Origin of the sequence: Streptomyces sp. R302 (assembly GCF_012927245.1) — a bacterium.
Taxonomy (GTDB): Bacteria; Actinomycetota; Actinomycetes; order Streptomycetales; family Streptomycetaceae; genus Streptomyces.
Genome location: NZ_JABBGE010000007.1, coordinates 334,629 through 348,040 on the forward strand (window position 1 = coordinate 334,629; position 13,412 = coordinate 348,040).

The window sequence follows — 13,412 nt, forward strand, 5'->3', positions numbered from 1 at the left end:
AAAACCTGCGGCTCATCCAACAACCTCCCCGCACCACCGTCAAGCCCGCCCCTCCCCCACCCCCGGACACCCCGTCAGAACCTCATCGGGACAGGCCTGTCAGTGGGCTGCGGCAGACTCGGGACCATGCTCACGGGGATCGACGACATCGACTGGACCGGGCTCCAGCACGCCTACGGGGACGCCTCCGACGTGCCGGAGATGCTGCGCGGGCTGCTCTCCGCCGACGCGGACGAGCGGGAGGGGGCCCTGGACGCGCTCTACGGGACGGTCCACCACCAGGGGGACGTGCACGACAGCACGGTGGCCTGCCTCCCCTTCCTCTTCGAGATCGCCACCACCCCCGGCCCCGAGGGGCGCGGCGAGGTGGTGGAGCTGCTGCGGAGCATCCACGGCGACGGACGCGACCCCGAGGTGATGGACTTCTGGTCGGACGACGAGGAGGAGTACGAGGAGTGGTGCCGGCTCCTCGACCGCGCCGAGGCGGACGTCCGCGACCGCGCCGGAAGCCTCCTGCCGCTCCTCGCCGACCCGGACCCCGGGGTGCGGCGGGCCGTGCCGGGGGCGCTCGTACAACTGCTGCCGGACCCGGAGGGCGTACGGGCGGCCCTGACGGGACGGCTCGCGGCGGAGGCGGAGGAGGACCCGACCGTGCTGCGCGCGGTGGCCGCGGCCCTCGGCGACCTGGGGGTGCGCCACGCCCGGCTCGCCGGGGCGACGGCCGACGCCCTGGCGCCGCTGCTCGACCGGCCCGGCGGCGGTCTCCCCCTCGCGGCGCTCACCGCCCTCGCGCGCTGCGCCCCGGACCGCCTCCCCGAGCCGGCGGTCACGGCCCGGCTCGCGGCGGCGGAGCTGCGGACGGCCCGGGAAGGCGCGCCCGAGACCGAACGCGCCCCGGCGCGGTCCACGGACAGCACCCTGATCGGCTATCTGCGCCGGCTGCGCGCCGAGCACACGGCGGGCACCCGGGCGCCCTGGGCGACCGACCTCCTGGGCGAGCTGCACTTCGCCCTCGGCGACCGGGTGGAGGCGCGGTTCGCGCTCGTCGCCGACCAGTTGGGCAGCCCCGAGCGGGGGCAGCGCCGCGAGGCGGTGAACGCGGCCGGGACGCTGCTGTCCGGCTGGCGGGGGCCGCACGAGGAGCCGGTACGGCTCCTGGGCGAGCTGGTCCTCCACGCCGACCCGGTGCTCGCGCGCGAGGCGGCCGCCGAGCTGTGCCGGCTCGCCGTCATCGGGGCACCGGCGGCCGAGGCGCTGGCCGCGCGCGTGGCGCGCGGCCCCGGGCTGCCGCCGCAGGCGCGCTGGCACGAGACGAGTTACGGGGCGGCGCTCTGCGCGCTGGCGGCCCAGGGCGACCCGCGGGCCGTTCCCGGCCTGGCCGAGGTGCTGCGGTACGGACACGTGCCCGAGGAGCTGCCGGAGTGGCTGGCGCGCATGGCCCCGGAGACGGCCGCGCGGCTCGCCCCCGCGCTGACCGCCCGGCTTGCGGCGACGGTCGGCGCGGGCCGGAGCTCCTTCGCGGCGCAGCTCCTGGGGGCGGCGGCCGTGGCCGCCCCGGAGGCCGCCGTCACGGCCGCGGCCGGCTGTCTGAACCTGGAGGGCAAGGCCCGGCTCCGCTCCCGGGAAGCGGCGCTGCGCACCCTGGCCGGTCTCGGCGCCGCCGCGGAGCCGGCGCTCCCGGCCCTTCGGGGTCTCGTCGGGGAGGCCGACGGGGCCGCGCTCGCGGCGGCGCTGTGGGCGGCGGGCGGCGACGCGGAGGCCAGGCGGGCCCTGGCGGCACTGGAGGCGGGGCTCGGCGCCGGGAGCTCCGGGGGCGCGGGCGCCGAGCGCCACGACGCCCTGCGCGCGCTCGCGTGTGCCGGGACGGCGGCGGCCCCGCTGCTTCCCGCGCTGCGCGGGCTCGCCGCGCGCCCGGACGAGGTCGACGCCTGGCACGCGGGCGCGCTGGCGGAGGCCCTGTGGCGGGTGGGCGGGGACCCCGGGGAGACGCTGGCGGCGAGCCTCCACGCCTGGGAGCGGAGCAGATCCAGCCGCCCCGACATGACGGAGATCTGGGCCGCCCTCGGCCCGGCCGCGGCCCCCGTCCTCCCGCTGCTGCGCGCCGAGTCGGCCGCGCCGCGCCGCCACGACAACGAGGGCGGCCGGCGGGGCCGGATGCGCTTTCGCGTCGCGGAGGACGAGCGGCTGCTCCGGCACGCGCGGACGGTCCTCGCCGCGTGCGGGGCTCCGTACCCGGGGCCGGGGCTCAGGCCGAGCAGTTCGGGCAGACGCCCCGATAGGTGACGTCGACCTTGGAGACGGTGAAGCCGTAGCGCTCGGAGGCGGGGAGGACGGCGAGCGGGTCGCCTTCGGGGTGGACGTCGCGGATGGTGCCGCACTCCACGCACACCAGGTGCTGGTGGGCGTGGCGGGCGTTGGGGTCGTACCGCTTCGCGCGGCCGTCGGTGGAGAGCTCCACCACCTCGCCGAGGGAGACCAGTTCGCCGAGGGTGTTGTAGACGGTCGCCCGGGCGATCTCGGGAAGTCGCTCCACGGCGCGTGCGTGCACCTCGTCGGCGGTGAGGTGCACGTGCTCGCCGTCGAGGACCTCCGCGACGACACGCCGCTGCGACGTCATCCGCCACCCTCGGGCGCGCAGCCGCTCCAGCAGGTCACTCATAGGGGCTACCTGTTCCTTCTCGGCGAAGGCCGGAGCGCGGGGCGTCCTCCCCCCGGCACTCCACCTCCACTTTGACATTGTTCTTGACTTGGACTTCGTCCATTGTAGGATCAGTTTTGTTGATGGCCAAGGGACAGGAAGAGCTCATGTCTGAGAACCTCGATGCACACGGCGGAGACGCGAAGGCCGCGGGCGGCGGCTGCCCCGTCCCCCACGGGCAGCGCGCGTCGCACCCCACCCAGGGCGGCGGCAACCGCCAGTGGTGGCCGAACCGGCTGAACCTGCGGATCCTGGCCAAGAACCCGGCCGTGGGCAACCCGCTCGGCGAGGACTTCGACTACGCCGAGGCGTTCAAGGCCCTCGACCTCGCCGCCGTGAAGCAGGACATCGCCGAGGTCCTCACCACCTCGCAGGACTGGTGGCCGGCCGACTTCGGGCACTACGGCCCCTTCATGATCCGCATGGCCTGGCACAGCGCGGGCACCTACCGCATCAGCGACGGCCGCGGCGGCGCCGGCGCCGGCCAGCAGCGCTTCGCCCCGCTCAACAGCTGGCCGGACAACGGCAACCTCGACAAGGCCCGCCGCCTGCTGTGGCCCGTGAAGAAGAAGTACGGCCAGTCCCTCTCCTGGGCCGACCTCATGATCCTCACCGGCAACGTGGCCCTGGAGTCGATGGGCTTCGAGACCTTCGGCTTCGCCGGCGGCCGCGAGGACGTCTGGGAGGCCGACGAGGACGTCTACTGGGGCCCCGAGACCACCTGGCTCGGCGACGAGCGCTACTCCGGCGACCGCGAGCTGGAGGAGCCCCTCGGCGCGGTCCAGATGGGCCTCATCTACGTCAACCCCGAGGGCCCCAACGGCAACCCGGACCCGATCGCCGCGGCCCGCGACATCCGCGAGACCTTCCGCCGGATGGCGATGAACGACGAGGAGACCGTCGCCCTCATCGCCGGCGGCCACACCTTCGGCAAGGCGCACGGCGCCGGCCCCGCCGACAACGTGGGCGCGGACCCGGAGGCGGCCCCGATCGAGGCGCAGGGCTTCGGCTGGTCGAGCAGCTACCGCTCCGGCAAGGGCGCCGACGCCATCACCTCCGGCCTGGAGGTCACCTGGACCACCACGCCGACCCAGTGGGGCCACGGCTTCTTCAAGAACCTCTTCGACTACGACTACGAGCTGACGAAGAGCCCCGCGGGCGCCCACCAGTGGGTGGCCAAGGACGCCGAGGCGATCATCCCGGACGCGTACGACCCGGAGAAGAAGCACCTCCCGACCATGCTCACCACGGACCTGTCGCTCCGCTTCGACCCGGTCTACGAGCAGATCTCCCGCCGCTTCTACGAGCACCCGGAGCAGTTCGCCGACGCGTTCGCCCGCGCCTGGTACAAGCTGACCCACCGTGACATGGGCCCGGTCGTCCGCTACCTCGGCTCCGAGGTCCCGTCGGAGGAGCTGGTCTGGCAGGACCCGCTGCCGGCCCGCACCCACGAGCTGGTCGACGCGGCGGACATCGCCTCCCTCAAGGAGAAGATCCTCGCCTCGGACCTGACGGTCGCCCAGCTGGTCGGCGCCGCCTGGGCCGCCGCCTCCTCCTTCCGCGGCAGCGACAAGCGCGGCGGTGCCAACGGCGGCCGCATCCGCCTGGAGCCGCAGCGCGGCTGGCAGGTCAACAACCCGGACGACCTCGCCCAGGTGCTGCGCGTCCTGGAGGGCGTCCAGGAGTCCTTCAACGCCGGCCGGACCGACGGCAAGCAGGTCTCCCTCGCCGACCTCGTGGTCCTCGCGGGCTCCGCGGCCGTCGAGAAGGCCGCCGCCGCCGCGGGCCGCACCGTCGAGGTGGCCTTCACCCCGGGTCGCGTGGACGCCTCCCAGGAGCAGACGGACATCGAGTCCTTCGCCGCCCTGGAGCCGCGCGCGGACGGCTTCCGCAACTTCCTCGGCAAGGGCGTCCGCCTCCCCGCCGAGTACCTCCTGGTCGACCGCGCCAACCTGCTCACGGTCAGCGCCCCCGAGCTCACCGTCCTCGTCGGCGGCCTGCGCGCCCTGGGCATCACCCAGCCGGGCACCTCGCTCGGTCTGCTCACCGCCAACCCCGGCACGCTGACGAACGACTTCTTCGTCAACCTGCTGGACCTGGGCACCACCTGGTCGCCGGTCTCCGGCGACGCGAACACCTTCGAGGGCCGCGACGACGCGACCGGCGAGGTCAAGTGGACCGGCACCCGCGCCGACCTGGTCTTCGGCTCGAACTCGGAGCTCCGCGCCCTCGCCGAGGTCTACGCGAGCGACGACGCCCAGGACAAGTTCGTGACGGACTTCGTCGCCGCCTGGACCAAGGTCATGGACCTGGACCGCTTCGACCTCCGCTGACCCACCCCGCCGGGGCGGCCGCCGCGAGCCGGCCGCCCCGCACCCCCGCGCCCCCGTGACCCCGCCCCGGTCACGGGGGCGCACCCCTGTCCGGGGTCAGCGGGGGTCGAGCAGTCCCAGGAGGTGGGCGACGGCCTCGGCGACGGCGCCGCGGGCCGGGGTGAGGTACCGGCGCGGGTCGACGTCGGCGGGGTGGGCGGCGAGGTGGTCGCGGACGGCGCCGGTGAAGGCCTTGTTGAGGTGCGTCGAGACGTTCACCTTCGTCATGCCGACGGCGACGGCCCGCGCGAGCAGCGGGTCGGGGACGCCCGAGGAGCCGTGCAGGACGAGGGGGACGTCGACGGCGGCCCGGAGCCGGGCGATCAGGTCCAGGTCGAGGACGGCGTCCCTGGTGACCATCTGGTGGACGCTGCCGACGGCGACGGCGAGCGCGTCGACGCCGGTGGCGGCGACGAAGGCGCGGGCCTCTTCGGGGTCGGTGCGGACGCCGGGATCGTGGGCGCCGCCCTTGCCGCCGACCTCGCCGAGCTCCCCCTCGACCCAGACGCCGTGCCGGTGGCAGTGGTCGACGACCTCCCGGGTGGTGGCCACGTTCTCCTCGTACGGCAGCCGCGCGGCGTCGAACATGACGGAGCCGAGGCCGAGTTCCACGGCCTCGCGCACGAGGTCCGGGTTCTCCGCGTGGTCGAGGTGGACGGCGACGGGTGTCTTGGCGGCGCGGGCCAGCGCGAGCGAGGCGAGCGCGACGGGTTCGAGGCCGCCGTGGTAGCGGACGGTGTTCTCGCTGATCTGGAGGACGACGGGCCGGTCGGCCCGCTCGGCGCCGATGACGATGGCCTCGGCGTGCTCCAGCTGGAGGACGTTGAAGGCACCCACGCCGGCGCCGTCGGCGTGCGCCCGCCGGACGATCTCGTGGGTCGGGGTCAGTGGCATGGTCCTGCTCCGGGTACGAAGGGGTGGGTACGGGGCGGGCGGGGCGAGCCGGTTCAGGCGCCGGTGTCCGCGAGGACGACCGAGCGGGTGAGGTTGCGCGGCCGGTCGGGGTCGAGGCCGCGGGCCTCGGCGACCGCGACGGCGAGGCGCTGCGCGAGGACCAGCTCGGCCAGCGGGTCGAGGCCTCCGGCGACGAGGGTGCCGCCGACCTTGCGGATCTCCTCGGCGAGCCCCCCGGGCAGCGGCCCGAAGCTCCAGGCGACCCGCCCGGGACCGGTGATGCTGATGGGCCCGTGGCGGTACTCCATCGCCGGGTACGCCTCCGTCCACGCGCCGGCCGCCTCCCGCATCTTGAGCCCGGCCTCCTGGGCGAGGCCGTAGGTCCAGCCGGTGCCGAGGAAGGTGAACTGACCGGCCTCGCGGACGGCCTCCTCCAACGGCCGGACCAGGGCGATCTCGGCGTCCTCCGCGGCCCGGGCGACGGTGGCGACGCCCTCGGGCAGGGCGCCCTCGGCCTCCAGGTGGGCACGGAGGAGGGCGAGCGCGGTGGTGGCGAAGCGGGTCTGGACGACCGACTCCTCGTCGGCGAACCCGAGGACGGCGACGGCGTCGGCGAGGTCCATGACGGGGGTGGCCGGATCGGCCGTGATCGCCCCGGTGGCGACGGTGCCGGAGAGCCGGGCGAGGACGGCGAGGACCTCGCTGGTGGTGCCGGAGCGGGTCAGGGCGACGACCCGGTCGTAGCGGCGGCCGAAGGGGAAGCGGGAGGCGGCGAAGGCGTCGGTCTCGCCGTGGCCGCCGGCCTCGCGCAGATCGGCGTAGGCCTGCGCCATGAACCAGGAGGTGCCGCAGCCGATCACGGCCACGCGCTCACCTCGCCGGGGCAGGGCGTCCACGTGCCGCGGCAGCGTGCGGACCGCCTCGCGCCAGGTCTCGGGCTGGGTGGCGATCTCGGCAGTCGTACGGGAGGGGGTCATGCGCACTCCTTGCACGGAAGAGACAGGATCGATGCGTGAAGATGCTCGGAACATCAACTATTCAAGCAGATTCGCGCAACCATCGGCCAGGTTCCCGCGCCCGGCCGACGTAGGATCGGAGCCGTACCCACGGGAGGATCGGTCCTGCATGTCCAAGCACGAGCGGTGGAACGCGCTCCTGGAACTCCTGGCGTCCGCCGGAAAGGTGGAGGTCGAGGAGGCGGCGGCCACCCTGGACGTCTCCGCCGCCACGATCCGCCGCGACCTCGACGAACTGGCCGAGCAGCGCCTCCTCGTCCGCACGCGCGGCGGCGCGGTCGCGCACGGCGTCTCGTACGAGCTGCCGCTGCGCTACAAGTCGGGCCGGCACGCCGCGGAGAAGGCCCGGATCGCCGCCGCCGCGGCCGAACTGATCGCGCCCGGCGAGGTCGTCGGCCTGAACGGCGGGACGACGACCACCGAGGTCGCGCGGGCGCTCGCCCTCCGCTTCGCGGGCGAGCGCGCCGAGACCGGAACCCCCGCCGCCGCCTCCGGCCCGGCCCTGACGGTGGTCACCAACGCGCTGAACATCGCCGCCGAGCTGGCGGTGCGTCCCCAGATCAAGATCGTGACGACCGGCGGGGTGGCGCGCCCGCAGACCTACGAGCTGGTGGGCCCGCTCGCCGCCGGGGTCCTGGGCGAGGTCGTCCTCGACACGGTGGTGCTCGGGGTGGACGGGATCGACCCGGAGCTCGGGGCGATGGCGCACCAGGAGGAGGAGGCGAGCATCAGCCGGCTCTTCGCGGAGCGCGCGAGCCGCGTCGTGGTGGTGACCGACGCGTCGAAGCTCGGACGGCGCGCCTTCGCCCGCATCTGCGGCCTGGACCGGGTCGACCTGCTGGTGACCGACACCGGGCTCGACGCCGGGACGGCCGACCGGCTGACGGAGGCGGGCGTCCGCGTCCACACGGTCTGACGTCCCCTCACGACCAGGCCAGATGAGGCGCCCTGACGCTCCATTGGTCGGACCTCATACCAATCCCCCTACTGGTCCGGCCAGGGTGAACACGCCCGACCCGGCTGTTCACCAAGCCCTTGCCGCACGGGCGTATACCTTTGCGCCCCGCTCCCCCATCATGTCCCCGACGTGCCGCGAGGGCACACCGTGACAGGAGGGGCGGGCATGGTTCCCATCAGCCGCAGGGGGTTCGTCGGCATCGGCGCGGGACTCGGCGCCGGACTCGTCACCGGGGCCGCGGCACCGACCGCGACGGCCTCGGACGCCACACCGGCCTCGGCCGCCGCGCGGGCCGCGACCGGCACCCTCGCCGACGTCCGGCACGTCGTGATCCTCATGCAGGAGAACCGCAGCTTCGACCACTACTTCGGCACGCTCCGCGGCGTCCGCGGCTTCGGCGACCGGGCGGCGGGCAACATCCCCGGCGGCTGGAGCACGTTCCAGCAGCCCGACTGGGGCGGCAGGCAGTTCCCGTGGAAACTGGCCGACACCCCGCCGGCCGGCGGGGTCGACGGCGAGACCCTCGCCCAGTGCAACGGCGACCTGCCGCACAGCTGGACCTCGCAGCACGCCGCCTGGAACCAGGGCCGGCTCGACAACTGGGTGACCGGCGTCGGCAACACCCGCACCCTCGGCCACCTGGACCGCGCCTCCCTCCCCTTCCACCACGCCCTCGCCGACCACTACACGGTCTGCGACGCCTACTTCTCCTCGGCGCTCAGCGCCACGGGACCGAACCGCACCTTCCTGTGGAGCGGGCGGATCGACGGCTCCAGCAAGGACGGCGGCGACGAGTCGGGGCTGACCTGGGAGACGTACGCGGAGGCGCTCCAGCGGGCCGGGGTGAGCTGGAAGGTCTACCAGAACGCCCAGGACAACTACGGCGACAACGGCCTCGCGTACTTCAAGAGGTTCACCGACGCCCGGCCCGGCGACCCGCTGTACGACCGGGGCATGGCCTCGGTCCCGAAGGTCACCGGCTCGACCCCGGACGACATCGCCGCCGCGATCCGCGCGGACGTCGTCGCCGGGACGCTGCCGCAGGTGTCGTGGGTGGTGGCGAACGAGGCGTTCTCCGAGCACCCGTACGCGCCGCCCGGCGACGGCGCCCACTTCGTCGACCTCGTCCACCGCGCCCTGACGGCGAACCCCGAGGTCTTCGACTCCACGGTGATGATCCTCAACTACGACGAGAACGACGGCTTCTTCGACCACGTGCCGCCGCCGGTCGCCCCGCCCGGGACCCCCGGCGAGTACCTCGACGGCGTCCCGATCGGCCTCGGCTTCCGGGTCCCGATGCTGGTCATGTCGCCGTGGACGCGAGGCGGCTGGGTCAGCTCAGAGGTCTTCGACCACACCTCCGTGCTGCGCTTCCTGGAGACCTGGACCGCCGTCCTCGGCACCCCGGCGACCTGCCCGAACATCAGCGCCTGGCGACGGAGGGTCACCGGCGACCTGACCGGCGTCTTCGACTTCGCCCACCCGGTGTACGGGGTGCCCGCCGGCCTGCCGTCGACGGCGAAGGTCATCGGCATGGACACCTGCGCCCCGCTGCCGAACCCCGTCCCGCAGAACAACGCGCTGCCCGCCCAGGAGCCCGGGAACCGGCCCGCGCGGGCCCTCCCCTACCAGCCGAACGGCAACCTGGACCGCTTCGAGTTCGGCGCCGCCGGCAAGATCCTCGCCTGGTTCTCCATGAGCAACCAGGGCCCGCAGGCCCGCAGCGCCGCCCACTTCTCGATCCACCCGCACCAGCACCGCTCCACCGCCGCCTGGCAGTACACGGTCGACCCGGGCACCACGGCCACCGACTACTTCAACATCGGGCTGGGCTCGGGCTCGGGGAAGTACGACATCTCGATGATGGGCCCGAACCGCTTCCTGCGCCGCTTCATCGGCGACGCCTCGAAGGCGGGCAAGGCCATCGAGGTGGCGGCGCGGTACGCCACCGAGCCGGGCACCGGGAAGACGGCGATCTGGTTCCGGATGACCAACTCCTCCGGCGGCCCGGTCACCTTCACGATCCACTCCGACGCCTACCGCACGGACGGCCCCTGGACGTACACGGTCGCGGCGAACTCCTCGCGGGAGGACTTCTTCAACGCGGTGGCGTACACGGACGGCTGGTACGACTTCACGGTCCTGGCCGACGTCGACGGCACCTGGTCGCGCCGCTACACCGGCCACATCGAGACGGGCGCGCCGAGCGTCACCGGCTGACCGGCCGGGCGGGCCCTCACCGCCCGGCCAGGGCCGCGCGCCGGATCGTGGCGTCGAGGAGCGCGAGCGCGTCCTCGGCGGTACGGCCCGGAGCGCGGTTCCAGGGGCCGACGAGCCCGTGCCACCCCTGGGACCGCAGTTCGGTCAGGAGCCAGGCACCGGCCTCGTTCATGGTGGCCGCGCTGCCGTGGCCGAGCCGGTGAGCGGCGAGCAGGGCGCCGCAGAGACAGCGGGCGCCGCGCGCGTCGCGCAGCTTGTACGGGGTGTTCTGCCAGCCCCATTCGGTCAGCACCCGGCGCGCGTACGCCAGGTGGACGGAGGGGCGCACGTCGGCCCGGCCGAGCCTGCGCCAGACGTACAGCCGGTCCGGGAGGACGGCGCCGACGCGGCCCGGCAGCGGGCGTTCGGCGGGCGGGGGCGGGGGCAGCTCGTCGAGCGCGTCCAGGGCGTCGGCGACCAGCCGGTCCACGGGGACGGAGAGGAGACTGCGCCAGGCCTCGGGGGCGGCGCTCTCGTAGAGGCGGGCCGCCTCGCGGTCGAGGGCGTCGGGGTCGAGGTCGGCGTCGATCAGCAGGGCAAGGGATGACATTCCCCCATCATTAGCCGCAGATGTCTGATTTGCGCGCTATGCGCGACACCTCCCGTCCGCAAGTCGCCACACAATTCCCCTAATGGAGCCAGCCGCCCTATTCGGACATTGCACTCCCCGTGACGCGACTCACTTCCCCCGCCCCGAAGCGGACTCCCCGTCCGTCACGACCCGTGCCGCACAAGGGATTCGGGAACGGCCACCGAAACGGTAGATCTTGAATTCCACCCCTTCGATCTTCGGTTCGCCTTTTCCCGCGCATTCGCATCTTGTTCCCCGCCGCATTTCTCGCCTACGGTCACCTCCATTCGGACGGACGCCTAATCCTGCCACCGCCCGAAAGACCTCCCATTTCACCCGACGGCAGGAGCGGGGGACCCACCACACCGCCGGTCCGGTCGTCCGGAACGGCTCGGGGTGAAGCCGCGTGCGCGCGGCCGGACAGCTCCAGTCCGAACCCGACAGCTCACCTCGCAGGCGCCGGAGAGGAAACCGTCATGCCCGCTCACGGCAAGCACCGCCGCCCCCGACGCCGCCCCGTCTCCCGAGGTCTCGCCTTCGCCGGCACCGGCGGCGTGGCCCTCGCCCTGCCCCTGGTCGTGCCCGCCACGGCCGGCGCCGAGCCCGTCGCGCAGCAGGCGGCGCCGACCGCCGCCGTCGCCGTCCAGGCCGCCGCGCAGGCGCCCGCCGCCCCCGCCGCCAGCCACGCGTACACCGTCGTGAAGGGCGACTCGCTTTCCCTGATCGCCCACCGAAAGGGAATTCAGGGCGGCTGGAAGTCGCTTTACCGGGCGAACAAGGAAGCCGTGGGTGACAATCCGTCACTCATTCACCCGGGCCTCGAACTGACGATTCGTCGGGATTCCGCGAAGGCCGCCACGAAGCCCGCCGCCAAGCCCGCCGCCAAGTCCGCCCCCTCCGGTTCCGCCGAACGGGCGAGCCGTTCCTCCGCCCGTGCCGCGGTCCCGGCCGTCCAGGCCCAGCCGGCCGCGGCGAAGGCCGTGCCCGCCGCCACCCGGTACGCCGACAACCTCGACGGCTGGATCCGCGAGTCGCTCGACGTCATGGCCCGCTACGGCATCCCCGGCTCGTACGACGGCATCCTCCGCAACGTGATGCGCGAGTCCTCCGGCAACCCCCGCGCGATCAACCTCTGGGACTCCAACGCCGTGAAGGGCACCCCGTCCAAGGGCCTGCTCCAGGTCATCGACCCGACCTTCGCCGCCTACCACGTGCCGGGGACCTCGCTCGACCCGTACGACCCCGTCGCGAACATCACCGCCGCCTGCAACTACGCGGCCGACCGGTACGGCTCCATCGACAACGTCAACGGCGCCTACTGATCCTCTCCGCCGGTCACGGCGGCGAAGTGGCCGGTGAACCACTCCGTCGCCAGCGCCGCCACCTCCTCCAGGGCCCCCGGCTCCTCGAAGAGGTGGCCTGCGCCCGGCACGACCTCCAGGCGGCTCTCGCAGCGCAGCAGTTCCCCGGCCCGCCGGTTCAGGTCGAGGACGAGGTCGTCGGCGCCGCCGACGACCAGCAGCGTGGGGGCCCGCACCCCGGCGAGCCGCTCCCCCGCCAGGTCGGGCCGGCCGCCCCGGGACACCACCGCGGCCACGTCGTCGTCCGGTTCCGCCGCCGCCCACAGCGCGGCGGCCGCCCCGGTGCTCGCCCCGAAGTAGCCGCGCGGCAGGCGCCAGGTTCCGGCCCGCCCGGCCGTCCAGGCGGCGGCCAGGCCCAGCCGTCCGGCGAGCAGCGGGGTGTCGAAGACCCGTGCGCGGTCGGTCGCCTCGGCCTCGGTGAGCAGGTCGAAGAGGAGGGTGGCGAGCCCGGCCCGGTTCAGCGCGGCGGCCACCGCGCGGTTCCGCGGGCTGTGCCGCCCGCTGCCGCTGCCGTGGGCGAAGAGGACGAGCCCCGAGGCCCCGTCGGGCACCGCGAGATCGCCCGGCAGCTCGGGTCCGCCGGCCGGGACGCGTACCGCCGTGTGCCGTACGACCGGGCCCCGCGCCGCCCGGCTCCGGTCGAGGCGGGCCACCACCTCGGCGTCCGGCGTCTGGTCGAACTCCCGGTAGAACTGCCCGACCGCGTAGAAGCCCTCCGGGGTGTGGACGGCGACGGTCTCGTCGGCCTCGCCGCCGAGCCGGGCGGTCCAGCCGTACGGCGCCACCGGGACGGCCAGCACGATCCGGGCGGCTCCGGCGGCACGTACCGCCCGGCAGGCGGCGAGCGCGGTCGCGCCGGTGGCGAGCCCGTCGTCGACGACCACCGCCGTACGCCCCTCCAGCGGCACCGGGCGGCGGCTGCCCCGGTACGCGCGGGACCGCTCGGCCATCACCAGCCGCTCGCGCTCCTCGGCCTCCTCCAGCTCCCGCCGGGCCACGCCCGCGTCCCGCACCACCTGCTCGTTGACGACGCGGACGCCGCCCTCCCCGATGGCCCCCATGGCCAGCTCGGGCCGGCTCGGCACGCCGAGTTTCCGCACGAGACAGATGTCCAGCGGAGCTTCGAGCGCCTCGGCCACCTCCGCCGCCACCGGCACCCCGCCGCGGGGCAGCCCGAGGACGACGACGTCAGGCCCCTGGAGATGGGCGAGCCGGGCGGCGAGCTGCCGCCCCGCGTCGGCCCGGTCGGCGAAATACATGGCACGCCGCCTTCCCGATCGGCG

Annotated in this window: 10 protein-coding genes and 1 riboswitch; of the genes, 5 read left to right on the forward strand and 5 right to left on the reverse strand. The window is 74.4% G+C overall.

Features of this window, described 5'->3' with window-relative positions; all coding sequences use genetic code 11:
- The first annotated feature begins 126 nt into the window (after positions 1 to 126).
- On the forward strand, positions 127 to 2,283 hold the full coding sequence (locus HHL19_RS23310) for a PBS lyase (protein WP_169092239.1): 2,157 nt from the start codon (positions 127 to 129) through the stop codon (positions 2,281 to 2,283).
- Here HHL19_RS23310 and HHL19_RS23315 read toward each other — a convergent pair.
- Entirely contained in the window at positions 2,246 to 2,659 is a 414-nt protein-coding gene (locus HHL19_RS23315; RefSeq protein ID WP_169092240.1) for a Fur family transcriptional regulator, read from the reverse strand. The genes HHL19_RS23310 and HHL19_RS23315 overlap by 38 nt on opposite strands.
- 146 nt (positions 2,660 to 2,805) lie before the next feature.
- Between HHL19_RS23315 and katG the strand changes: the two genes are divergently transcribed.
- Positions 2,806 to 5,031, forward strand: a complete 2,226-nt coding sequence (gene katG, locus HHL19_RS23320) for a catalase/peroxidase HPI (protein ID WP_169092241.1) — start codon at positions 2,806 to 2,808, stop codon at positions 5,029 to 5,031.
- A 96-nt stretch (positions 5,032 to 5,127) separates the two neighbouring features.
- Here katG and HHL19_RS23325 read toward each other — a convergent pair whose 3' ends face one another.
- Complete coding sequence (locus HHL19_RS23325) at positions 5,128 to 5,964, reverse strand: class II fructose-bisphosphate aldolase (RefSeq protein WP_169092242.1); 837 nt, start codon at positions 5,962 to 5,964, stop codon at positions 5,128 to 5,130.
- A gap of 53 nt (positions 5,965 to 6,017) precedes the next feature.
- Positions 6,018 to 6,941, reverse strand: a complete 924-nt coding sequence (locus HHL19_RS23330) for a sugar isomerase (RefSeq protein ID WP_169092243.1) — start codon at positions 6,939 to 6,941, stop codon at positions 6,018 to 6,020.
- A 148-nt stretch (positions 6,942 to 7,089) separates the two neighbouring features.
- Here HHL19_RS23330 and HHL19_RS23335 point away from each other — a divergent pair, with 148 nt between their 5' ends.
- Positions 7,090 to 7,896: a DeoR/GlpR family DNA-binding transcription regulator gene (locus HHL19_RS23335; protein ID WP_169092244.1), complete on the forward strand. Its 807-nt coding sequence runs from the start codon at positions 7,090 to 7,092 to the stop codon at positions 7,894 to 7,896.
- A 207-nt stretch (positions 7,897 to 8,103) separates the two neighbouring features.
- Complete coding sequence (locus HHL19_RS23340; protein WP_169092245.1) at positions 8,104 to 10,158, forward strand: phospholipase C, phosphocholine-specific; 2,055 nt, start codon at positions 8,104 to 8,106, stop codon at positions 10,156 to 10,158.
- 16 nt (positions 10,159 to 10,174) lie between these two features.
- Here the strand turns inward: HHL19_RS23340 and HHL19_RS23345 are convergent, their stop codons facing one another.
- Positions 10,175 to 10,747, reverse strand: coding sequence for a hypothetical protein (locus HHL19_RS23345; RefSeq protein WP_206325099.1), 573 nt, complete (start codon positions 10,745 to 10,747; stop codon positions 10,175 to 10,177).
- Between the two features lie 307 nt (positions 10,748 to 11,054).
- Positions 11,055 to 11,240: riboswitch (cyclic di-AMP (ydaO/yuaA leader) on the forward strand.
- 4 nt (positions 11,241 to 11,244) lie between these two features.
- On the opposite strand from HHL19_RS23345, the gene HHL19_RS23350 reads away from it, so the two are divergent.
- Positions 11,245 to 12,090, forward strand: coding sequence for a LysM peptidoglycan-binding domain-containing protein (locus HHL19_RS23350; protein ID WP_169092246.1), 846 nt, complete (start codon positions 11,245 to 11,247; stop codon positions 12,088 to 12,090).
- On the opposite strand, the gene HHL19_RS23355 is transcribed toward HHL19_RS23350, so the two are convergent.
- On the reverse strand, positions 12,084 to 13,388 hold the full coding sequence (locus HHL19_RS23355; protein ID WP_169092247.1) for a phosphoribosyltransferase family protein: 1,305 nt from the start codon (positions 13,386 to 13,388) through the stop codon (positions 12,084 to 12,086). The two genes, HHL19_RS23350 and HHL19_RS23355, sit on opposite strands and share 7 nt — an antisense overlap.
- Positions 13,389 to 13,412 lie beyond the last annotated feature (24 nt).